Annotated in this window: 21 protein-coding genes; 15 read left to right on the top strand and 6 right to left on the bottom strand. The window is 61.5% G+C overall.

All coding sequences use genetic code 11. The features are described from left to right. The first annotated feature begins 6 nt into the window (after nt 1-6). Nucleotides 7-816, top strand: a complete 810-nt coding sequence (locus tag ABG82_RS23680; protein ID WP_043076726.1) for a crotonase/enoyl-CoA hydratase family protein — start codon at nt 7-9, stop codon at nt 814-816. A gap of 10 nt (nt 817-826) precedes the next feature. Here ABG82_RS23680 and ABG82_RS29275 read toward each other — a convergent pair whose 3' ends face one another. Further along, complete coding sequence (locus tag ABG82_RS29275) at nt 827-2,905, bottom strand: serine/threonine-protein kinase (RefSeq protein ID WP_078343671.1); 2,079 nt, start codon at nt 2,903-2,905, stop codon at nt 827-829. 79 nt (nt 2,906-2,984) lie between these two features. Here ABG82_RS29275 and ABG82_RS23690 point away from each other — a divergent pair, with 79 nt between their 5' ends. After that, nucleotides 2,985-3,611, top strand: coding sequence for an LON peptidase substrate-binding domain-containing protein (locus ABG82_RS23690; protein ID WP_043076727.1), 627 nt, complete (start codon nt 2,985-2,987; stop codon nt 3,609-3,611). Here ABG82_RS23690 and ABG82_RS23695 read toward each other — a convergent pair. Next, a complete protein-coding gene (locus ABG82_RS23695; protein ID WP_043076728.1) occupies nt 3,608-4,639 on the bottom strand; it encodes an LLM class F420-dependent oxidoreductase in 1,032 nt (343 codons plus the stop codon). The two genes, ABG82_RS23690 and ABG82_RS23695, sit on opposite strands and share 4 nt — an antisense overlap. A gap of 77 nt (nt 4,640-4,716) precedes the next feature. Here ABG82_RS23695 and ABG82_RS23700 point away from each other — a divergent pair, with 77 nt between their 5' ends. Genes ABG82_RS23700 through ABG82_RS23715 form a run of 4 tightly spaced genes read left to right on the top strand, consistent with a single transcriptional unit; the run spans nt 4,717 to nt 8,358 of the window. Then, nucleotides 4,717-5,700: a Zn-ribbon domain-containing OB-fold protein gene (locus ABG82_RS23700; RefSeq protein WP_043076729.1), complete on the top strand. Its 984-nt coding sequence runs from the start codon at nt 4,717-4,719 to the stop codon at nt 5,698-5,700. After that, complete coding sequence (locus ABG82_RS23705; protein WP_043076730.1) at nt 5,700-6,767, top strand: thiolase domain-containing protein; 1,068 nt, start codon at nt 5,700-5,702, stop codon at nt 6,765-6,767. The genes ABG82_RS23700 and ABG82_RS23705 overlap by 1 nt, the downstream gene beginning before the upstream one ends. 2 nt (nt 6,768-6,769) lie before the next feature. Then, nucleotides 6,770-7,960: a thiolase domain-containing protein gene (locus ABG82_RS23710; protein ID WP_043076731.1), complete on the top strand. Its 1,191-nt coding sequence runs from the start codon at nt 6,770-6,772 to the stop codon at nt 7,958-7,960. After that, entirely contained in the window at nt 7,957-8,358 is a 402-nt protein-coding gene (locus tag ABG82_RS23715) for a nuclear transport factor 2 family protein (RefSeq protein ID WP_043076732.1), read from the top strand. Before ABG82_RS23710 ends, ABG82_RS23715 begins: the two co-directional genes overlap by 4 nt. A 19-nt stretch (nt 8,359-8,377) precedes the next feature. Here ABG82_RS23715 and ABG82_RS23720 read toward each other — a convergent pair whose 3' ends face one another. Both ABG82_RS23720 and ABG82_RS23725 read right to left on the bottom strand, forming a co-directional pair. After that, nucleotides 8,378-9,556: a sulfotransferase family protein gene (locus tag ABG82_RS23720; protein WP_043076733.1), complete on the bottom strand. Its 1,179-nt coding sequence runs from the start codon at nt 9,554-9,556 to the stop codon at nt 8,378-8,380. Continuing rightward, the gene (locus ABG82_RS23725; protein WP_043076734.1) at nt 9,553-10,638 is read right to left on the bottom strand and encodes a DUF1214 domain-containing protein; all 1,086 of its coding nucleotides are present in this window, start codon (nt 10,636-10,638) and stop codon (nt 9,553-9,555) included. Before ABG82_RS23725 ends, ABG82_RS23720 begins: the two co-directional genes overlap by 4 nt. A gap of 152 nt (nt 10,639-10,790) precedes the next feature. On the opposite strand from ABG82_RS23725, the gene ABG82_RS23730 reads away from it, so the two are divergent. From ABG82_RS23730 to ABG82_RS23770, 9 genes are read left to right on the top strand one after another with little or no spacing between them, the layout of a single operon-like run. Next, a complete protein-coding gene (locus ABG82_RS23730; RefSeq protein ID WP_054429850.1) occupies nt 10,791-12,161 on the top strand; it encodes a cytochrome P450 in 1,371 nt (456 codons plus the stop codon). Next, nucleotides 12,148-13,410, top strand: coding sequence for an FAD-dependent oxidoreductase (locus ABG82_RS23735; protein WP_264029918.1), 1,263 nt, complete (start codon nt 12,148-12,150; stop codon nt 13,408-13,410). Before ABG82_RS23730 ends, ABG82_RS23735 begins: the two co-directional genes overlap by 14 nt. Beyond that, nucleotides 13,407-14,039 carry a hypothetical protein gene (locus tag ABG82_RS23740; RefSeq protein ID WP_043076736.1) on the top strand — a complete coding sequence of 211 codons (633 nt, stop codon included), beginning with the start codon at nt 13,407-13,409 and terminating at the stop codon, nt 14,037-14,039. Before ABG82_RS23735 ends, ABG82_RS23740 begins: the two co-directional genes overlap by 4 nt. Next, a complete protein-coding gene (locus ABG82_RS23745) occupies nt 14,036-15,082 on the top strand; it encodes a hypothetical protein (protein WP_043076737.1) in 1,047 nt (348 codons plus the stop codon). Before ABG82_RS23740 ends, ABG82_RS23745 begins: the two co-directional genes overlap by 4 nt. Beyond that, on the top strand, nt 15,079-15,969 hold the full coding sequence (locus ABG82_RS23750; RefSeq protein WP_043076738.1) for a diiron oxygenase: 891 nt from the start codon (nt 15,079-15,081) through the stop codon (nt 15,967-15,969). Before ABG82_RS23745 ends, ABG82_RS23750 begins: the two co-directional genes overlap by 4 nt. Next, nucleotides 15,966-16,205, top strand: coding sequence for a phosphopantetheine-binding protein (locus ABG82_RS23755; RefSeq protein ID WP_043076739.1), 240 nt, complete (start codon nt 15,966-15,968; stop codon nt 16,203-16,205). Before ABG82_RS23750 ends, ABG82_RS23755 begins: the two co-directional genes overlap by 4 nt. Continuing rightward, nucleotides 16,202-17,053 (top strand): class-II aminoacyl-tRNA synthetase family protein, encoded by an 852-nt coding sequence (locus tag ABG82_RS23760; RefSeq protein ID WP_052510937.1) that lies wholly within the window; start codon nt 16,202-16,204, stop codon nt 17,051-17,053. Before ABG82_RS23755 ends, ABG82_RS23760 begins: the two co-directional genes overlap by 4 nt. Beyond that, nucleotides 17,050-17,271, top strand: coding sequence for an acyl carrier protein (locus ABG82_RS23765; protein WP_043076740.1), 222 nt, complete (start codon nt 17,050-17,052; stop codon nt 17,269-17,271). The genes ABG82_RS23760 and ABG82_RS23765 overlap by 4 nt, the downstream gene beginning before the upstream one ends. Before the next feature lie 7 nt (nt 17,272-17,278). Then, nucleotides 17,279-19,402: an aminotransferase class III-fold pyridoxal phosphate-dependent enzyme gene (locus ABG82_RS23770; protein ID WP_043076741.1), complete on the top strand. Its 2,124-nt coding sequence runs from the start codon at nt 17,279-17,281 to the stop codon at nt 19,400-19,402. Here the strand turns inward: ABG82_RS23770 and ABG82_RS23775 are convergent. Together ABG82_RS23775 and ABG82_RS23780 are read right to left on the bottom strand one after the other, a co-directional pair. Next, nucleotides 19,382-20,005: a class I SAM-dependent methyltransferase gene (locus ABG82_RS23775; protein WP_043076742.1), complete on the bottom strand. Its 624-nt coding sequence runs from the start codon at nt 20,003-20,005 to the stop codon at nt 19,382-19,384. The two genes, ABG82_RS23770 and ABG82_RS23775, sit on opposite strands and share 21 nt — an antisense overlap. A 1-nt stretch (nt 20,006) precedes the next feature. Further along, nucleotides 20,007-21,377, bottom strand: a complete 1,371-nt coding sequence (locus tag ABG82_RS23780) for a cytochrome P450 (protein ID WP_052510938.1) — start codon at nt 21,375-21,377, stop codon at nt 20,007-20,009. Nucleotides 21,378-21,544 lie beyond the last annotated feature (167 nt).

Raw genomic sequence — 21,544 nt, forward strand, 5'->3', positions numbered from 1 at the left:
AGCCTCATGACGGACACAGTGACCGAACAGGACGCCCCGCACGCCCTGGTGGAACTCCGCGATCACGTCCTCATCGTGACGATGAATCGTCCGCACGCACGCAACGCCCTGTCCGGGGAAATGCTGGAGATCATGACGCAGGCCTGGGACCGCGTCGACAACGATCCCAACGTTCGCGTCTGCATCCTGACCGGCGCGGGCGGGTACTTCTGCGCTGGCGCCGACCTCAAGGCCATGAACAAGCGCGCCCCGGGCGACCAGTTCTCCGACGGCAGCTACGACCCGTCCGTCATCCCCGGTCTGCTCAAGGGCCGGCGCCTGACCAAGCCGCTGATCGCGGCCGTCGAGGGTCCCGCGATCGCCGGCGGCACCGAAATCCTGCAGGCCACCGATATCCGCGTCGCGGGTGAGAGCGCCAAATTCGGTGTCTCCGAGGTGAAGTGGAGCCTGTACCCGATGGGCGGGTCGGCCGTGCGCCTCCCCCGGCAGATCCCGTACACGGTCGCCTGCGACATCCTGCTCACCGGCCGGCACCTCAAGGCCCCGGAGGCCAAGGAAATCGGGCTCATCGGCCACGTCGTCCCCGACGGCCAGGCCCTGGACAAGGCCCTGGAGCTCGCGAACATGATCGCCGCGAACGGGCCCCTAGCGGTACAAGCGGTCCTCAAGACCATCCGCGATTCGGAAGGCCTGCACGAGAACGAGGCCTTTAAGGCCGACACCAAGGTGGGCATCGGCGTCTTCACCAGTAACGACGCCAAGGAAGGCCCCCGGGCCTTCGCCGAGAAGCGCGCCCCCAACTTCACCGGTACCTAAATCCGGGGCCTCACGGCACGAACAACTCGGGGTCGGCGAGCACCACGCCCACCGGCACATCGCCAATCCGTGTCGCCACGAACGGGACCCGCAGTTCCATGTTGCCGGGGAGGCAACTGGCCCCCGGGGCCGATTTGATGAGTTCGCCGGTGAATGTGCCGTCGGGTTGCGGCGTCCACTCCGAGGATTCGGTGACGATGACGCTGGGGCCGCGCTGCTGACTCGGGTTGCACGGCAACTCGGTTTTCAGCGGTTCGAGTTGCCATCTGTCATCCATGAAATGCGCGATGTTCGCGTTGATCGCTTCGCGGTGATTGGTGAGGTCCAACATCGCCGCGGAGGCCGCACATCCGGTCGCCGTGCATACCGAGTGAAAGGCCTTCCACGCGCTCATCGCCGGCAGCTGGGTGGGGACCTTGGAACCGTTCAGGGTGGAGTTGGGCTCGAAATCCATCCGGAAGGTTCCATCCAGCGTCGGCCCCGGCACATGCGGCGCAGGGGCAGCGGGCGGTACCGTCGCGGGGCTAGCGACCAGCACCCCGGCAGGGGCATCGCCGATACGAGCCGCCACGATCGGTACCTGCATCACGGTGCCCTGCAAGCCGCATTCGCTCGTCACCATCGTCACGGTGGATTCGCCGCGCAAGGTGCCGTCGGTCTGCGGCGTCAGCGACCACATGGTGATCTGGGTGTTGGCGCCGTCGAATTGCGTATCCGCGGGCGGACATTGCGGTTGGGGCTGACGATGCGGGGACGGCAGCCGTTGCCAACGGCCTTGTGTGAAGCGGAGTTCGGCAGACGCAGCCTGGGACAGCGCAACATTCGGGTTGGCGTTGTCCAGACGCGTTCCGGTGGCAGCACAGCCGGTCGCCACGCACTCCGAACGAAACGACCAAAAGGCGGTCGGTGACGTGGAATCCGGGGCTTGATTCGCCGGTGCCGAACCGTTGATCTTCATCTCGGTGTTCGCGATATCGATCCGGTACATCCCGTCCAGCTCCGCCACCGGAGGTTGCGGCGTGACCGCGGCGGCGGAAACAGCGTTTCGGTTGCGCTGCAACAGATATCCACCGACACCGAATGCGGCCAATACGACCGCAGCCACCACCGCCACCGCCATCACGCGGCGACGCCTCGGATCCTGTTTCTTGGACGGCTGGTGCACCGCCGGCTGGCCGTACTGGGCGGCGGCCGGGGCCTGAGACGCACTCCCCGACAAGTGCAATCGGGTTTCCTGAGGGCTGCCGGGCCACTCACCCATCGCGGCCCTCAGGGCGTCCGCGAAATCGCGACACCTATCGAAACGGGCACCGGGCTCCTTCGCCAATGCCTTCGCGAACACCGGATCCAGCCGCGCGAGATCCGGGCGACGTTCGCTGAGTGCCGGAGCCGCCGACTTCAGATGCTGGCTGATGACCGCCACCGGATTGGAATCCTCGAACGGAGGATTGCCGCACAGCAAATGAAATGCCGTGGCCGCCAGCGCATATTGGTCGGCACGGCCATCCAGTTCAGTACCCAGCAGCTGTTCCGGCGCCGCGTATGCGACCGTCCCGACAGTGAAGTTTGTGCCGGTGAGCTGACCAGGATCTGAAATCTGGCGCACGATCCCGAAGTCGGCCAGCAGAATCCGCCGCCCGCTTTCCGAGTTCGATATCAGGATGTTCGCCGGCTTGACGTCTCGGTGCAGCAAGCCCCGCTGATGGGCATAGTCCAGCGCATCCGCCACCGCCGAGACAATCGCATAGGCATCGGCTTCGGGGAAGCCCTTCGCGTACCGCTCGCGCAGCAGACGCGCCGCGTCGGACCCGTCCACGTAATCCATCGCGATCCACAACCGGCCGTCGGCCTCGCCCCGGTCGTGCACACCGACGATATGCGGATGCCACAGACCCGAGGCAAGCTCAGCCTCGCGGTTGAACCGCGCACGGTACTCATCATCTGCCGAGGTCTGCGCGCGAAGAATCTTCAGCGCATCCTGGCGTGGCAATCGCGGATGGTCGGCGAGGTACACCTCGCCCATCCCTCCCGAGCCCAGCATCCGGACGATGGTGAAACCCGCAAAAACTTCCCCAGCCCCCAACGACATTTCAAGATCGTATAGTGCGCCCACCGCGTCGGTAAGTGCATTGATTTACCCGCCGGGCACAGTGCCGTTAGATGGGACGATGACGCCGATGTTCCCGCTGCAGTCGGTACTGCTCCCCGGTGAGCCCCTCCCGCTGCGCATATTCGAGCCGCGTTACGTCGCTCTGGTCCGCGACGTGATGGCCGCCGATCGCACTTTCGGCGTCGTGCTGATCGCCCGCGGCCGCGAGGTGGGCGGCGGCGATGTCCGCAATGACGTAGGGACCGCGGCCCGCGTTCTCGACTGCGAGTCGCTGGGCGCGGATCGCTTCGCCTTGAGCTGCGAGGGCGCACACCGCATCCGGATCACCCATTGGCTTGATGACGATCCCTATCCGCGTGCCGAGGTGCAGCCGTGGCCCGATGAACCCGATGAACGCGTACTCCCGTTGAGCGCCCTCAATGAGGTGCAGATGCGCATCGAGAACCTGCTGCGTCGGGTTGCGGCCGCACGGCAAGTACGGCTGCCCCGACGCTGGTCGGTAGCCGCCGGACTACCCACGGGCGCTGAAAAGCGCCTGTGGGCATTGGCATCTCGCGTTCCGATGGGACAGGCCGACCGCTATGCGGTACTGGCGGCACCGACACTCGAGATGCGTGCCGCCGCGTTGAATGAGGCCATCGATACCGTCGAGGCGATGCTGGACTTCCGGGAGACCGAACGCTAGGTCAGCGCCGATAGCTGCTTGACATGCTCAACACTGCGGCAGCCGACCACCAGCATGGTGACTCCTGCGGCCTCCCACGCCTTGATCTGCTCGCGCACCTGCGCCTCGGTTCCGACGATCGTGGTGTCGAGCACCAGCTCGTCCGGAATCACTTCGGCCGCTTTGTCCTTGCGGTTGGTGCGGAACAGTTCGGTGACCTCGTCTACCACCTCGCCGTAACCCATGCGCCGATACACCTCGGCGTGGAAGTTCAGCTCGACGGCACCCATGCCGCCGATGTACAAGGCGGAGAACGGCTTCAGCTGATCGAGCACCGAACGACGATCCTCGGTCACGATCACCTGCGCGGTGGCCGCGATCTCAAAATTCTCGCGGGTGCGCCGCGCACCGGGACGCGCGAAGCCCTCGTCGAGCCATTCGTTGTACATGTCCGCAAGCCGCGGCGCGTAGAACATGGGCAGCCAGCCGTCGGCGATCTCCGCCGTGAGCGCGACATTCTTGGGCCCCTCAGCCCCGAGGAAAATGGGCAGATCGGCCCTCAAAGGATGCACGATCGGCTTGAGCGGTTTACCCAGCCCAGTGGCCTTATCGCTGGTCAGCGGCAGCGGATAGTGCGGGCCGTCGCTGCGCACCGGCGCCTCACGGGCCAGCACCTGCCTGATGATGTCGATGTACTCGCGAGTGCGCGCGAGCGGTTTGGGGAACGGCTGCCCGTACCAGCCCTCCACCACCTGCGGTCCCGATACACCCAACCCCAGGATGTGGCGGCCGCCGGAAAGGTGATCCAGCGTCAGGGCCGCCATGGCGCAAGCCGTCGGCGTCCGCGCCGAAAGCTGAATCACCGAGGTACCCAACCTGATACGACTGGTATCCGATCCCCACCAGGCCAGCGGGGTGTACGCGTCCGAACCCCAGGCTTCGGCCGTGAAGACGGCGTCGAATCCACCCTCTTCGGCGGCGGCCACCAGTTCACCGGCGTTGTCCGGCGGCGAGGCCGACCAGTACCCCAGCTGCAATCCGAATTTCATGGGTCAGTTCTACCTGACGAGATATGCCATGACCACCGCCCTTGCGAAAAAAACTAGAACTTGTTCTACTCGGATGTGTGACAGCCACCCAAAGCAGCACAACCGGGCCTTTGCCGCTTCTGACGGCACCCCTCGAACTGTCTTTTGATTACACCCGTTCGGTCGGCCCCACCCTGTCGAAGTTCTTCACCGCGCTGCGGGACCGGCAGATCGTCGGCACGCGCGGCAGCGATGGCAAGGTGTACGTGCCTGCCGCCGAGTACGACCCGGTGACCTACGAGCCGCTGACCGAAGTGGTCGCGGTGTCGAGCGTGGGCACCGTCGAGTCGTGGTCGTGGCAGCCCCAGCCGCTCGAAGGACAGCCGCTGGCCAAACCATTCGCCTGGGCGCTGATCAAGCTCGACGGCGCCGACACCTCGCTGCTGCACGCGGTCGACGCCGGAGAGGCCGGCGCCATCAAAACGGGCGCCCGGGTTCATGCGGTCTGGACGGACGAGACCGTCGGCGCGATCACGGATATCGCCTATTTCGCTCTCGGGGACAAGCCGCAAGCCATCCCGGCTCCTGCCCCGGATCAGGAGCCGGTGACCATGCAGGTGGCACCGAGCCGACTTGAAGTCCAGCACATCACGTCCCCCGAAGAGAGCGCCTATCTGCGGGCGCTGGCCGAGGGCAAGCTGCTCGGTGGCCGCACCGGCGCGGGTGGGCGGGTGTACTTCCCGGCCCGTGGCGCCGATCCCCTGACCGGTGAACCGACCTCCGATCTGGTACAGGTCGCCGACAAGGGAGTCGTCACCACCTTCGCGATCATCAACATCCCGTTCCCCGGACAGCGCATCAAGCCGCCGTACGTCGCGGCGTACGTGCTGCTCGACGGCGCAGATATTCCGTTCCTGCACCTGGTCTACGACATCGACCCGGCGGATGTCCGCATGGGGATGCGGGTCGAGGCTGTATGGAAGCCCAAGGACGAGTGGGGATACGGGATCGACAACATCCAGTACTTCCGCCCGACGGGTGAGCCCGACGCCGACTACGAGACCTACAAGGACCGGATCTGATGAGTTCAGTCGCCCCCTCGGTAGCCATTGTGGGCTTCGCCCACTCCCCGCATGTGCGCAGCACCCAAGGCACCACCAACGGTGTCGAGATGCTGGTCCCCTGCTTCCGTGAGATCTACAGCGAGTTGGGAATCACCAAGTCCGACATAGGTTTCTGGTGCTCCGGCTCGTCCGACTATCTGGCTGGACGCGCCTTCTCGTTCATCTCGGCGATCGATTCGATCGGCGCGGTACCGCCGATCAACGAATCTCACGTAGAAATGGATGCCGCGTGGGCGCTGTATGAGGCCTACATCAAGATTCTGACCGGGCAGGTCGAGACCGCTCTGGTCTACGGGTTCGGCAAGTCCTCCGCGGGCATGCTGCGCAGGGTTCTTGCGCTGCAGACTGATCCGTACACGGTCGCGCCACTATGGCCCGACTCGGTATCGATGGCCGCGCTGCAGGCACGGATTGGCCTGGACGCGGGCAAGTGGACCAAGGAACAGATGGCCCAGGTTGCCCTCGACGCCTTCGGTCGCGCGCAACGGGTGGACTCCGAGGCTCCGGCATCCAGTGTCGACGAGCTGCTGGGACGCGACTTCTTTGCCGATCCTCTGCACAAGCACGACATCGCACCGATCTCCGATGGCGCCTCGATCATGGTGCTCGCCTCGGCCGACCGCGCTCGGGAGCTACGTGAGAACCCGGCCTGGATCACCGGATTCGAGCATCGCATCGAGACGCCGATCCTCGGCGCCCGCGACCTGACGGTCTCCCCGTCGACGGCCGCCGCGGCGGCCGTCGCGACCGGCGGTGATACCGGCTCGATCGAAGTGGCCGAGCTGTACGCCCCCTTCAGCCACCAGCAGCTGATACTCGCCGAGGCTATCGGGCTCAAGGACTCCGCCACCATCAATCCGTCGGGTGGCGCGCTGGCCGCCAACCCGATGTTCTCGGCCGGACTCGAGCGGATCGGCTTTGCCGCACAACATATCTGGAATGGTTCGGCGGGAAGGGTGCTGGCTCACGCAACCAGCGGGCCGGTGTTACAGCAGAACCTCGTCGCGGTGCTGGAGGGCAAGTAATCGTGGGTGTATCAAAGAATCTCGCTGCCGTTCTGGGCACCGGGCAGACCAAGTACGTAGCCAAACGCCACGACGTCTCCATGAACGGCCTGGTGCGCGAAGCGATTGACCGTGCCATGGCCGATGCCGGCGTGGGCTGGGACGATATCGACGCCGTCGTCGTGGGGAAGGCCCCCGACTTCTTCGAGGGTGTCATGATGCCGGAGCTGTTCATGGCAGACGCCATCGGTGCGACCGGAAAGCCGATGATCCGGGTGCACACCGCCGGATCGGTCGGCGGGTCCACCGGCGTGGTCGCGGCCAGCCTGGTGCAGTCGGGCAAGTACCGCCGGGTACTCGCGCTGGCATGGGAGAAGCAGTCGGAATCGAATGCCATGTGGGCATTGTCGATTCCCGTCCCCTTCTCGGTGCCGGTGGGCGCGGGTGCGGGAGGCTACTTCGCCCCGCATGTGCGCGCCTACATCGAGCGCTCCAAGGCACCCTTGGACACCGGCGCCATCGTCGCGGTGAAGGACCGGCTCAATGCCGCCAAGAATCCGCTGGCTCACCTGCATCAACCCGATATCACCGTCGAGAAGGTGATGGCCTCCCCCATGCTGTGGGATCCGATCCGGTTCGACGAGACGTGCCCGTCCTCGGACGGTGCCTGCGCGATTGTGGTGGGAGACGAAGCGACAGCGGATCGCCGTATCGCCGAGGGCCACACGGTCGCCTGGGTGCATGCCACCGCGCTACGCACCGAACCCCTCGACTACACCGGGCGTGATCGGGTAAACCCGCAGGCCGGACGGGATGCCGCCGCCGCACTGTGGAAAGACGCCGGCATCACCAGCCCGATCGACGAGATCGACGCCGCGGAGATCTACGTGCCGTTCTCGTGGTTCGAGCCGATGTGGCTGGAGAACCTGGGCTTCGCGGCCGAGGGCGAGGGCTGGAAGCTGACCCAGGCCGGCGAGACCGCTATCGGCGGCAGAATCCCGGTCAACGCCTCGGGCGGCGTGCTCTCCTCGAATCCGATCGGTGCCTCGGGTCTTATCCGGTTCGCCGAGGCCGCCATTCAGGTGATGGGCAAGGGAGGCGATCATCAGGTTCCCGGTGCTAAGAAGGCCCTGGGCCACGCATACGGCGGTGGCTCGCAGTACTACTCGATGTGGGTTGTCGGATCCGAGAAGCCGGAGGTACAGACAGCATGAGCCTGGCAGATGACGCGGGTAAGCGTTCGCGCGCGGCCGTGGAGGCCCGCGACAAGCAGGCCTGGGTCGATAACTTCGCCGAGGACGCCGTGGTGCAGGACCCGGTCGGCCCGTCGCCGTTCAATCCCGACGGCAAGGGGCATCGCGGCAAGGAGGCCATTGAGGCCTTCTGGGACAACATCATCGCACCCACCGAGAAACTCGATTTCATCTTCGACACCACCTACGACTGCGGTACTCATCAAGCCAACGTGGGACGAATCATCACCACCATGAACGGCTATCAGATGACGGCCGAGGGGGTGTTCACCTACGAGGCCAACGAGGACGGCAAGCTCGTCGTGCTCCGGGCCTACTGGGAGTTCGACAAGGTCGCCGGAACCGCGAAGAAGGTCTAGCTACACCGGACGCGCCACATCAGCGAAGCGGTTCCGAGGGAACGTCGTAGCGCTCCTGGTATTCGGCGACCTCGTTGCGAACGGTGTCGAAGTCCAGTCCGGTGTCGTGCCAGGAGTACCAGGCACCAGCATTCTCTTTGGGGTTCGCACGTAAGAACTCCCGCATCCGTTCCTCCACCTCGGGTCGCAGTTCCAGATCCAGGCGGTTATAGATCTGCCTGACCACCATGAACGGGCGGGCGATGAAATCCGCAAACCGGACGTCGAAAATTCTGTCGACGGGCACCGCACCCTCGTCGCGGAAGTGCATCTCTCGCTTAAGCCCGACACCGATTTCCTCGTGCCATTGCTCGGCGACATCTGCAAGTTTGCTTCCGTCCGAGCCGATTTTTCGCAGATGGTGAATGGTCGCGCTGACCGACGCGAGAACCTTCAATGGATCACGATGCGTCTGGACGATGAATGCGTCGGGATACTCACCGAACAATGCGTCAAGCGACCAGATATGTGCGGGTGATTTCAGCAGCCAACGACCCGGCACACCAGACTGCAAATGCTGAAGGTACCGGCGATGGTACCTGTATGCGGGGCCATAGTCGGGCTCGTAGAGCAACCATCGATAGTACGACGGGATTCGATAGGACGACGAAAAAACCATACTCCGGAACTGTCCCGTCCAAATTCGGACGCATTCTTGGCCGAGCAGCGCACCCATCGGATGAATCTTCTGGAATCCCGGCATCATGGACTCCACCATGTCGTACTGCGATTGCGTCTGTTCGATCCGCGGATCGGTCCGGTACGTCGCGGCTGTCGGTGCCGGGTAAGGGTTATCCACTTCCCAGGTCAGCGGGGAACGCAACTGGGGATCCTGCGCCAGCATGTCGTAAAGGATCGTCGTGCCGGTACGGGGTTGTCCCACAATGAAAATTGGTCGCTCAACCTTCTCGTGGACGACATCCGGATGTTCGGCACGCCACGAGGACACATAGAGACGGTTGCGCATCGCAAGCACTAATTCTGACGCGCCGAACTCCACACCCAGAGGACTCAGCTGTGCTTCGTGGATCATCGCGTCCACCACACGCGCGAGCCCGTCCCGCCAGCCGTCTTCCTCACCGAAATCATCGGAGCCGGCCGCCGTACAAGCCTCATCGACAAGGCGCTCCAGTCGAAGCCGTTCGACCGCGGACGTCAACGGTCCCCCTCGGACCGCACCGCCACCTTGACGGCGGGCGCCTCGGGATTGTCCAACCACCGCACGATGACAAAACCTCGCCTGCGTCCGCCGGTATCGAGCCAGTGCCCGAGCCCCTGATCGGAGGCGCCGATCGCGATTCGCACCAACCCATCAGCGTCCGGCCGAACCCCCTTGTTCGATACCGAGCTGTGCCGACGCCGCGGTTCGAGGAGTTCATGAAAGATGTTCTCCAGGGTCACATTCCAATATCTGACGGCAGGTGGCGCGAATTCCAATGTGAGAGTCTCATCCGGTGCGAGAACGAATGTGCCGATCATGTACAGGTTGTCCGGGTTAGCGTCGGCGACTCCCACTACCTGAGCAGACGCCGTCACGAACACATTGGGCTGCTCCAAAAGCTCTGGCTTGATCGTGAGGTGCAGGGTCGAAAGCTTGATCATCGCCCACGCCATCGAGGTGAACCGCTCGGCGAGTTCCTCGTCGGTGATGCGGGTGGGAGGCCCCGGGTCTAGGACTTCGATCTCCAATGTCGCTGGAACCTCCTCGGTGGCGTCGGCAATGTATTCGCGCACCACGAAGCTCGACACATCCGGCGGGGTCTGCACCCATTGCGCCCCGGCGAGCACATCGTCCGCAGGTCTCACGCTTGACAGCACAAGGTCGAAGGCGCCGGCCTTGTCGAGCACCAGATCGGTGTCGCTGACGAATGCCGCCATCCGCCGCGGCTCCATCCCGATGCCAGCGAGGATCTGAATACCCAAGTAAACCGACGTGCCGCGATGGCCCGTGAGTCGATACGTGCGTCCGCCACCGACCATCGCCAGGTAATAGTTGCCGTCGGGGTTGGGCCCACCCACCATCCGTCCCGCGGTACACATGTCCAGAAACCAGGGGTTGTCCGGGTCCGCGTCGAGCGTCATCTCCGTCGACAATGTCATCACCCTGGCAAGAAACCGCGCCGCCTCCAATTGCTCGGATTCATCAATCGCGCCATTTCTTAACGTCGTGTTCAAATCTTGCAGCGTTCGCTGCACAAAACCCCAACTCTCGACTGTATGGGGACCCCACTCATTCGCCATAGCCAGCACTCTCAGGAGAGAAATCGGACACGAATTGCAGATTTTGACACCACCTCGCCGGTGCCAAGCCGATTGTATGGAAGCCGCAGCGGCGAGAAGTGAATTCTTCAAGATTCCCCAGACGGGCATCACCAAATCTGTAGCATGACGCCGTGCTTGCAGATACCAAGCTCCACCTCATGCAAAGACTGGAAGTCATTCCCCGATTAGGCGATACCGCCGGCATGATGCTCGATCCCACACAGTTTTTGCTTTACAAACACCTCAAGTATGGCCCCGTGTCCGAGCTGAAGACGCTATATCAAACCTACATCGTGCTGAGCGGGATGGAAGCCGCAGCCTTTGTCAGCAGCCGTGATGGACGCGAATGCCTCACCGTTGGCAATGCCTGGAAATTCATAGAAGAGGAATTCTCAGCAACCGCGACGCTGGTCACCACAGATGGACAGGAACACAAGGAGATACGCGGAGCACTTCAACGCGGCTATTCCCGAGACGCCATCACGGGCCGCTACGACGAGGCCGTCCGAATCATCGATGGCAGTGTCGACAGCACGTGGCAACAGGGCAGCAGCGTACCGGTCGTCACTGCCATGCAGTCTTTGGTGATTCGGCTGCTGGGCACCCTGATGTCGGGCTCACTACCCTCGGATGAAATCGTTGACTCCATCAGCTATGTTTCGGATCGTATTCTGAAAGTTGTTCCAGTACAACAAATTCCCAAGTTCATGTTGCGCCGCGGCCGCTATCTTGTCGAGCGACAACGCGTCATCGAGTTCGCATCCGACACCCTGCGAATCGCCGCCGAGCGGCGCGGCAACGGTACGCGCGGCAGCAAGCCAACCCTGATCGACGACATTCTGGACACCTACCAACCCGAGTCTGGCGGGGAGTTGCAGGACAACACCGTGATCAATGCGCTCCTACCCTTCTTCGCAGGTATCGAGACAACGGCATCAACCACTTCACTGGCTTTGTACATGATTCTTAGCAACCCTTCTGTACTGGATGCAATACGGCAGGAGCTCGATCAGTTGTTCGCCGGTGACAACGTCGAACATGAGTCACTTTTCCGTGGTGCCCCCACCCTTCACGGTGCTATCAATGAAACGATGCGCCTTCATCCCGTAGCCGCCACTTTGGTGCGATTCGCGAAGAAGGATTTTGAATTCCACGGATATCGCGTCCGCAAAGGAAGCAGGATACTGGCAGCGACTTCCGTATCGCATTTCCTGAACGATTGTTACGAAAATCCGGAAGAATTCGATGTACATCGATATTCCGCACGTGCCGCCCAACACCGACAGCCCGGCGCCTATTCGCCATTTGGACGGGGCGAACACATGTGCATAGGCAAAGGCGTAGCGGAAGAACTCATGATGATCATCATGGCGCGGCTACTATTCCGGACAGAGATCATTCTCGATCCACCCATCTATGAATTGAAAAAGCGGTTGGCATCGACGGGTCCGGCGGAGAATTTCGCCGTGAGAGTTGTGGGGAATCGCCGTGCCTCCGCGTGACGTCGAGTGCGCCATTGTGGGCGGTGGACCCGCCGGAATGGTCCTCGGCCTCATGCTGAGCAGGGCCGGACTCACCGTCACTGTGCTCGAGAAACACGCCGATTTTCTCCGTGATTTCCGCGGTGACACGGTTCACGCCAGCACCCTCGCGATGCTCGACGAACTGGGCCTCGGGCCCGCCTTCAAGGAAATAGACCATCAGGTCGTCGAGAAGATCGGGGTCCAACTCGACAGCGGCACCTTTGTCATGGCCGATATGACAGGTCTGCCGGGCGCACACAAGCACATCGCGATGGCGCCGCAGGCGGAATTCCTGGAGATGCTGGCGCACGCGGCCGAACAGCTACCGAACTTTCGCTTGATGCGTAGCTGCGAAGTCACCGGCGTGGTGAAGTCGCAAGCCGGCAGGGTCACCGCCGTTCAATACCGTGACATCGATGGCCGGAAGCAGACTTTGGCAGCGCATCTGATTGTCGGATGCGATGGGCGCAACTCCGCGCTCAGAGACGCCGTGGGCCTCCGCCCACGGCCCTTCGGTTCATCGATCGACGTGTGGTGGTTCCAGCTTCCGAAGCACCCGGATGATCCTGTGGGCCTGCGCGCACGGGTGAGTTCGCGACGGCTGATGCTCATGCTCGACCGTGGTGACTACTACCAGTGCGGCTTCCTCATCGGCAAAGGCGCCGATCAAGCGGCGCGAGAGGGCGACCTGTCCACCCTGACACATGCGATTGCCGAGCTAGTACCGCATTTCGCCGATCGCGTGAGGTCACTTCGAAGCTGGGACGACATCAAGCTTCTCGACGTGCGATTGAACCGGCTTCGCCGCTGGTACGTAGATGGCGCGCTGTTCATCGGCGACGCCGCACACGCCATGTCACCGCTGGGGGGTGTTGGCGTGAACTTGGCTGTCGCGGACGCAGCCGCCGCGGCGCGACTACTCGCTAACCCTCTCCTCGCGCATTGCGTGACAACCAGGGATCTGCGGCGAGTGCAGCGCAGACGCTGGATTCCCACGGTGGTCTACCAGCTCTTTCAACGCATGGCCCATCGCCGGATTCAGCGCCACGTACCCGGACAGGCACCGCAGATCGACAACCATCGCACCCCTTTGGGGGCCGTCTTGATGCAGCGATTCCCAGCGCTGTGCCGGTCTGCCGGTTACGCGATGGCAATCGGATTAATGCCAGAACATGCACCCGAATTCGCCCGTCCCATACCTGATATACGAAATGAGGTCGCACCATGACCGCGCCGCAAGTCACCGTACGCCGACTGCCCAAGCGTGAAGTCCTGTCTGCCTCAAAATTATTGGCCGCAGCGTTCATCGACGACCCGCTATGTCTGGCGGTTAGTCCGAAGGCGGAATCCAGCCGGCGATTCACCTTGCGCTGTTTCAACCTCGCCGAACTGGTCATCGCCTTCGGGCGACGGGCCTACGTGTACGGCGCCTATACCGATGGGCGGCTGAGCGGCGTCGTGATCGCCTACCCGAACGGAACCGACTTTCCGTGGTGGTCGTGGCTGGTCCGATTACCTGCCGCCGTGCCCTCGCTACTGCTGGCAGGCCCACGAACGATGATGCGGGGAGCCAAGATTCTGAACGACATCGAGGACATGCGACCGACCGAACCGTACGTACATTTCTGGACGGTCGGCGCCGCCAGCGATACCCGCGGAATTGGCGTCATGTTGCTGCGCAAGGTTCTCACCGAACATGTCGATCCCGAGCACCGGAACGCGTTTCTGGAGGCAGCGGGCCCTCATCTACTCGAGCTGTACGGACTCCTAGGCTTTGAGGAGCAACAGGAATACGTCCTCCCCACCGGAGAGGCACTGATCACGATGTGGCGTCCCGGGGTGAAAGATCGCTTATGACACAGTCTTCGGCAGATCCCAGCCCGTTGCTCAACGCGCTTGAAACGCTGTTCCCGGTGCCGTGTGAATACTGGTCACCCGATACGTCCGCGGCCGTCGCAGAGCAATTACTCGGCTGTGGCACCGCCACTCTCGACGAATTGACCGCCCAGGGGCTGCCCCATCGAATACTCGATGGGGAGACTTGGTACGACCAATGCGATCTTTTCAACCTCGCGCTCTACAGCGGATCCGGTGCTACACCGCCGGAGATGTCCTTTCGATTTGCCTTGCGATGGATGTCGTCACCGCTTGACGATCTACTAGTGCGGCGCAGCTGGTCCTTTCGCGCGGATATCTCTTGCCCACAACCCGATACCTGCGGGGGTAACGCGGAATCTACGTTTGCCGTGCCTATTCCCGAGTTGTACGGGGGATCGATCGCCGTGGAGCCGAACGAGGGGGCATCGCCCGTAGTAGATTCCGACGGACTGCTGCACAGCGTCACAGACGACGGGGCGTTATCGCTACAGGCATCGCTGAGGCTCGGCGGTGATCACGCAGCGATACTGTCGCCGGAGATCCGCGAGATCTATTCAGCCTTTCTCGACAACCGTCCTCGCTGGGTCAAACTGCCACCCGAACTACACATCGAGGTCGATTTACTCGAAGCGCACGGGGTGGCGACATGTGTCAGTGCGAGCTTGTATCTGGAACGCGAGTTGCGAAGGGCCGGTTTGAATGTGCGCACCCGCCGGGGATGGGTGTTGGGGATGCTTGATCTCGTGCACGCATGGGTCGAAGTACTCGACAGCGACGGCACCGTGCGCGTGATCGATCCGATCTTCGGGCTCTTCTCGGCAATGCTGCCCAACGCAAACCCATTGCTATCTGACCCAAACATGAGCATTCGGTCCAACCGCGTACTGCCCACTGGCCGCAGCGCAGCGCAGCCGATTGCGCGCCACCGTTGCGGCGGGGAAGAATCCGCACCGAAAACTCGTCTACGAATCGCACCGGTTCCCCTCCCGGAAGCACAGTCCCCCAACGGAGTACCGATATGACGAAACACGCTGCGATCACTGATGATGACACCGATCTGATGCGCCTTCTGGACCGACTGTCTGAGATGTCCGAGCGGGATTACTACAATCCGTATCGCACCTTCGACTGGCCGGCGGAGCTGCCACTGGACGAGTACTGGATGAGTCCAGAACTGTTGTCGGTGCATAACACCGTCTATGAGGGCCAGTTGTCCGACGCACAGCTTTTAGCGCTGAGTCGTTGGGAAAGCATCAATTTCTACAGCCTAAACGTGCATGGGATCCGCGAACTGCTCATCGAGATCGCCGCCCGTATCCACACCAGAGGATTCGAGCCCGCCTCGGAGTATCTACACCACATCCTCGGCGAGGAGAACGAGCACATGTGGTTCTTCGCAAGGTTCTGCACGAACTACGGCCAAAAGATCTACGACGACAAGCAGATGCGTTTCAACAATTCCGGGGACCCCGACGCCGCCGATTTCCTGGTCTTCGCGAGGCTGTGGATCTTCGAGGAAATCGTGGACTATTACAACGCAAAGATGGCTACCGACAAGCGGTTACATACCACTGTGCGCCAAGTCAACGCGATTCATCATCGGGACGAGTCTCGCCACATCGCGTTCGGTCGTCAAATCGTCGGGCACCTCTGGACCAGGCTCAGAGAAGAACTCACCACGGAAAGACTCCGCGAGATCGGCGATCACCTAAGCACATACATGGATGTCTCCGCACAGTCCACGGTCAGTCCGGCGGCCTATCGCGATACCGGACTTCCGGAACCATATGCGCTGCGCCGCAACGTCTTGGCATCCGACGGGTGGAAGGAACACAAAGGAAACATGCTCAAACGTCCCACTGAGTACTTGACCAGAATCGGCTGCCTGGAATCCGGGGCAAACACATGACCAGCAGCGGAGTCGGCCACCAGTTCGTCATGGACTTCCTCCGCGAGCGGCGACCCGACATCGGCCCTCTCGATCCGAACCTGGACCTCATCGAATCCCGCATCATCAGCTCGATGATGTTCGTGGAATTTCTGTATCGACTCGAGGAGAAGACAGGGCAAGAGATAAATCTAGAAGATGTTGTCCCCGACGACTTTCGGACCATCAATCAGATAGAGGCACGGTTCTTCTCATGAGCAACGACTACCGGCAAGGGATGACCGCCGCCGCGGGGCTGGTCACATTCGATGAGTCCACATCCGCGCTGCGCACAAGCCTTGATGAGGTCTTTCTCTCCTGGGCGCGGCAAGCGGGAGCGAGGCCGATGCACTATCCACCTCTCGTCGACGTAGAGGGACTTGCGCAGCTCGACTATTTCCGCAACTTCCCGCAGCTGGCGGTCCTCGCGACCGGATTGAACCCCGCAGCACAGAAGCAGTACGCGTCTCAAGAATCTCCCACCGATCACATCGGCACGGCGGATGTCGATACTGTGCACTATGCATTGCCATCGGCGGCATGCTTCAACGTCTATCTGTCACTGCGTGGAGAGCTTCTTACTGCCCAGCACACCATCACCACGTCTGCCACCTGTTTCCGGCGCGAGGACGAGTATCACGATCGTCGTCTGCTGGCCTTCACCATGCGCGAGATCGTCTTCCTTGGCGAACGCGAGCAAGTGTTGGACAACCTCGCCGATCTGAAGAAGGTTGTTACAGCATTCGCAGAGCACCTTGGTCTTCCACTCGCACTGGAGAACTCCACTGACCCCTTCTTCGAATCCGGTGGAGCGCGCGCACTGATGGCACAACTCTTCCCGGTAAAGCAAGAGTTCGTCTACCACGGCAAACGCGAGCCGCTGGCGATCGGCTCGGTCAATTTTCACCGCAACTTTTTCGGCGAGCGGTGCGGTATCCAGCTCCCCGACGAGTCTGCCGCCTACTCCGGATGCGTGGCCTTCGGGCTGGAGCGATGGGTATCGGTGCTGAGCGAACAGTTTGGCGAGGAAGCGGTTACACGATTGAACGGAGTCATCACGCAATGAGTGTTGCGCTACGCGAGCTGATGGCCAAGGTGTTCAAACGCGACATCGCGGACCTGCCCGACGAACCTGATATCGACAATGTCAAGAATTGGGACTCGTTGCGGCACACCATGCTGATGATGTCCATCGAGTCCGAGTATGGTGTGACCGTCCCACCCGACCTTGCCCCCACCCTGACCTCGTACGCCGCGATCAGCCAATTCCTTGAGCAGTCGTAGGCGAGCCATGGTGCATAACGGGAGGTACAGCACGCCCACCGCAGCCACGCTCAACACGCTGGCCGACCTCAACCGCGACGGCCGTCCGAACCTATTGTTCGCAGGCTTGGCCATCACGCCCGAAGCAGCGCAATTGGGGTACCTCCTGAGTCGACTCCACGATCCCAGTACCAATCACTTTTTGCTGCTTAAGAATTCGCCGGAAGAGGCCATCTCCGCGGCGGTGAGAATCGCCCGCCACAGCGGAAACATCAATGCTAAGAATGGCAATTCGGTACTGATCGTCGGAGCACCACCTGCGCTGAAGACGTACTTCAATCCACTCGATGAGCCAATTGACACGGCACTGGTACCCGGAATTCGGTTTGAACCCTCGGTGCGCACGGCAGCGGAACTTCTGTCCTCGGAAGCATTCTCGGCCGTACTGAGCGTGCTCGGCGAGGGTGCTGACAACATGTCCCTCCGCACCCTCAATGAGGTCGCACGTGCACGGGGACTGCTGAGCGGTGTCTATGACACCCGCCCGTTGGCCGCCACCCTCAGCGACACCGGCTTTGGCGCCGCCGCGACTGCAGCCGACATGTACATCTACGGAGAACACCTGGTCGACGACCAGGTACCCTTCGGGTGCCTTTTGATGACTCCCCATGCGTACCGCGTCTGGGACAACCCCTTGGACGGGATGTCGCAGGGATCCACGTTCTCGTCCAGCACCGGTGTACTCACCATCGCCATCGACACCTTGCGCCGTAGAGAACTCCTACGCCATCAGGATGAAGCGGTGCTGCGCCAGATCGGGGCAGATCGCAAGGTCCGCAATGAGTACTTCGGTCGATACGTCAATCCGCACGCGGTGACTCTCCTGGAATCGTTCGGTTTGGATTTCGAGTTTCGCCATGCCGCAGGTATGACCATGGAGCTTTCCGACGGGCGCAGTCTGTGCGATTGCACAGGAGGTATGGGATCCAACTTGCGTGGTCACAATCCGCCGGACAACGTCCGAGATGTCTTCACCGACCACGACGAAAGTGTGGACTATTCCACGCAACTCGCCGATACCTTGCACAGGCTGAGCGGATTCCCCGAGATGTTCACTGCGGTCAGTGGAACCACCGCCGTGGAGAATGCCTTGGCACTGGCGCGACTGGCGCGGCCACTGCGGCCCAAGATCGTCTCGTTCACCGGAAACTTCTCCGGCAGATCGCTCGCCCCCATCAGTGTCAGCCGCTACGGTCCCCCACTGCCTTCCTCTATTCCCGATGCATTCGCGCCCTACTGCCCGGGGGTGGTCTTCGTGGACCCGTTCTCTACCGACGCCGCGAAGCAACTCACGCATGCACTGTCCGATCCCTCCGTCGGCTTGGTGTGGTGCGAGCTCATCCAGGGCAGCTCGTGTTTACCGATACCCCAACACCTGCTGAAGATCATCGAAGATCTCAAACCCGCCGGCGGTTACCTGATAGGGGTCGACGAGATACTCACCGGCGCGTGGCGCGCAGGCGAAGAGTTTCTCTACCATGCGCGGAATCTGCCGTCGGCGGATCTAGTCGCCATTTCAAAGCCACTTTCGGACATGACTATTCCGATGGCAGCAGCGTTGACCACTCGACAGGTGGTCGACGCTGCGCGCCGCACGGACAGCGCCGCAGTGGATCAGCTACAGACCCAGTACCGCAACAACTTGGGCGCTCATATCGCCACACATGCCCTGGCTAAAGTAGATACCCCAGGAGCTCACGCCGAACGCCGAAAAGCCCGCGAGATTCTCGCCGAGGGCCTTGAACAACTGGTCAAAAAGTCCTCACTCTACGAAGGGGTTACCGGCGGTGGCGCACAGCTGCGACTGATTCCCTCGCGAAAGTACTTTCCTTTTAAGTCAGGATCTTTCGCGGCCGAGATGACCGAATCATCTTTCGAAAACCTCGTGCTACAACGATGCGGTGTCATCCTCAGCCGGGGAAGATTCCTCTTTCCGATATTCCCTCAGGCACACGATCTGGAGGAAACTATGCGGCGCATGCAGCGACTCGCGGACGTCAGTCCGATAACCGTCTACCGCGGCACCGCAGTCAATGTCGTGAAGCTGTTCGTCCACATGGGATTACAGCGTCTACGCCGATCCCGCGGGTGAATTGGGGCGCGCGAGTGTCAGGGTGGTGGGCACCCATATCCGGGTGAATCGTTTGACCGGCCACTGGCCCAATACCGTGTAACCGCAACGAGTAATACGCTCGCTGAGTACTTTCGCGGTGGTCAGCGGCGCATCGGGGTGGTCACGTCCCGTCAACCGAGCAATCCACGGATACAGATTGAACGATGCGATCACGATGAATCCACTAGGCCGCAGGACCCGGCGAAACTCTGCCAGCGCGGCGGGCTGGTCGAAGAAATGGAAGGCCTCGGTGCTAGTCACCGCGTCCACCGAAGCGTTTTCCAATGGCAAGCGTTCCGCAGAAGCCTCATGCCACGACACCTTGGACGACCGTGCGATGCCTTTCGCCAACAACCCCGGGCTGGGATCACATCCATGTACTGTTACACCAAATTCGTCGGCAATTCTTGCAGTGAGAACCCCTGTGCCACAGCCAATATCAGCCACACTGGTGGGCCTCATCTGCTGCAGGACGGCGACCACCGCGTCATGATTCGGCCGGTAGACGCTACGCTGCAACGCGGGAGCGTCATAGATCCCGGACACTCGGTCGAAGAATCGGGTGACAAATTGTCGTGCCATATCAAACCTCTGCTCGTAATGGCCTTCTGGCCCCAACGTCAAGCCGCATATTCAGCGCCAATTCCGTCCCGTAGCTGTGCCTTCCGGTGGGCTGATAGTCAGCCTTCGACGGCGCGAATTCACGTTGGTGTATCAGCCTGGCAACGGAAAGCGGAATTATCACCTCGGCGATCCGCTTGCCGAGGCACAAGTGAGGCCCGCGCCCAAACGGCGAGTACGCACCCGGCTGTAGATGTTCCTTCCGATCTCCAAGGAACCGCCAAGGATCGAAATCATGTGGAGAAACAAACAATTCTTCGAGGAAGTGCGGGACACATGTCGCGATCATGATGGGCTCCTCGGCTTCGATGCGATAGCCCGCGAAGGTGAAGTCGCGGCGCGCGTGTCGCATCAAGACCGGAACCGAAGGAAACATCCGCATCGTTTCCTTGACACATCCGTCCAGGACCGGGATGGACTCGAACAATGACGGCTCGTCAATGCTATCGAGTGCGAACAATCGGTCGGCCTCAGCCAGCACCTCGCGATAGATATCTGGCCTGCGCCAGAGCATATAAAGAACAGCGGCAATGGTATTGGATGTCGTGTCCAGTCCTGCCATGAACGGAATGAAGAGATTGAAAGGGAGTTCACGATCCGCCATGAAATCGGGGTCCTCCCGATTCGCCGCGACCAAGTCGTCGAGCAGGCGGCGGCCGAAGTCATCATCGGCCATGGGCGGCCGGGCCCTAAAGAAGGCCAATGTCTCGGCCGCGTTCTTCTCCATTATTGCCTTGGCTTTCAAGAACTTCGGAAGCTTCAGCATCCAGCCGGGCCAACGCTTGAGTAGATGGACGTTGGTTATCCAATGGATGTGCGTTCGCAGATCATCGACATCATCGAAAAACGGTGCACCGGCCACCGCCACGCCGACTTCCGCAACGCTCAGTCGTTGAATCGTGGTGACCGCCGGTATCAACTGCCCCACCGGACAGTAACGGTCAAGCCAGTCATCGATTACCGCGATGATCTGGTCATATCGTCCATCCAATGCGTGTCTCGAATAGCCGTGTCGCATAATGTCTCTGAACCGCGCATGCGACTCTCCATCATTGCCGATCACCGCGTTCTCGGCGCCGAAGGCGCCATACACACCCTCCCAAGAGGGCATCGAATACAGACAGTCCCGCCCTTCTGCCGTACCTGGCAGCATTGACGCTTCCGTACCTGCCAGCACGGTGAACCTGCGGTTCAGCGCGCGAACCCGGAAAACGGGTCCGTAACGTTCAAAACATTCTGTGAAGAATCGTGGCATGTCGTTGAACATGGACATGGTGTTCCCAATCAGCGGCGTTCCCGCCGCTACTGGGATCTCCCCGAGCCCTCCGCGCATGCATCACTCCCCGTGTCTGCATTCCAACCTTGCAGGAACTAGAACACGTTATCCCGGGGCACGTGGATACGACGTTGATTGGGCGACATTTACACCAACGCTACGTGACCAGCCTCCTACACCCGATAGAGCTGGACACTGCGTCTAATAATGCGTCTGCACAACAG

Origin of the sequence: Mycobacteroides immunogenum (assembly GCF_001605725.1) — a bacterium.
Lineage (GTDB): Bacteria > Actinomycetota > Actinomycetes > Mycobacteriales > Mycobacteriaceae > Mycobacterium > Mycobacterium immunogenum.

What these genes read in the sequence shown, in the direction of transcription:
- ABG82_RS23680 (WP_043076726.1), top strand. Translation starts at nt 7, where the DNA reads ATGACGGACACAGTGACCGAACAGGACGCCCCGCACGCCCTGGTGGAA.
- ABG82_RS23750 (WP_043076738.1), top strand. Translation starts at nt 15,079, where the DNA reads ATGACGAAACACGCTGCGATCACTGATGATGACACCGATCTGATGCGC.
- ABG82_RS23755 (WP_043076739.1), top strand. Translation starts at nt 15,966, where the DNA reads ATGACCAGCAGCGGAGTCGGCCACCAGTTCGTCATGGACTTCCTCCGC.
- ABG82_RS23695 (WP_043076728.1), bottom strand. Translation starts at nt 4,639, where the DNA reads ATGAAATTCGGATTGCAGCTGGGGTACTGGTCGGCCTCGCCGCCGGAC.
- ABG82_RS23775 (WP_043076742.1), bottom strand. Translation starts at nt 20,005, where the DNA reads ATGGCACGACAATTTGTCACCCGATTCTTCGACCGAGTGTCCGGGATC.
- ABG82_RS23705 (WP_043076730.1), top strand. Translation starts at nt 5,700, where the DNA reads ATGAGTTCAGTCGCCCCCTCGGTAGCCATTGTGGGCTTCGCCCACTCC.
- ABG82_RS23760 (WP_052510937.1), top strand. Translation starts at nt 16,202, where the DNA reads ATGAGCAACGACTACCGGCAAGGGATGACCGCCGCCGCGGGGCTGGTC.
- ABG82_RS23780 (WP_052510938.1), bottom strand. Translation starts at nt 21,377, where the DNA reads ATGCGCGGAGGGCTCGGGGAGATCCCAGTAGCGGCGGGAACGCCGCTG.
- ABG82_RS29275 (WP_078343671.1), bottom strand. Translation starts at nt 2,905, where the DNA reads ATGTCGTTGGGGGCTGGGGAAGTTTTTGCGGGTTTCACCATCGTCCGG.
- ABG82_RS23740 (WP_043076736.1), top strand. Translation starts at nt 13,407, where the DNA reads ATGACCGCGCCGCAAGTCACCGTACGCCGACTGCCCAAGCGTGAAGTC.
- ABG82_RS23690 (WP_043076727.1), top strand. Translation starts at nt 2,985, where the DNA reads ATGACGCCGATGTTCCCGCTGCAGTCGGTACTGCTCCCCGGTGAGCCC.
- ABG82_RS23770 (WP_043076741.1), top strand. Translation starts at nt 17,279, where the DNA reads ATGGTGCATAACGGGAGGTACAGCACGCCCACCGCAGCCACGCTCAAC.
- ABG82_RS23745 (WP_043076737.1), top strand. Translation starts at nt 14,036, where the DNA reads ATGACACAGTCTTCGGCAGATCCCAGCCCGTTGCTCAACGCGCTTGAA.
- ABG82_RS23715 (WP_043076732.1), top strand. Translation starts at nt 7,957, where the DNA reads ATGAGCCTGGCAGATGACGCGGGTAAGCGTTCGCGCGCGGCCGTGGAG.
- ABG82_RS23765 (WP_043076740.1), top strand. Translation starts at nt 17,050, where the DNA reads ATGAGTGTTGCGCTACGCGAGCTGATGGCCAAGGTGTTCAAACGCGAC.
- ABG82_RS23725 (WP_043076734.1), bottom strand. Translation starts at nt 10,638, where the DNA reads ATGGCGAATGAGTGGGGTCCCCATACAGTCGAGAGTTGGGGTTTTGTG.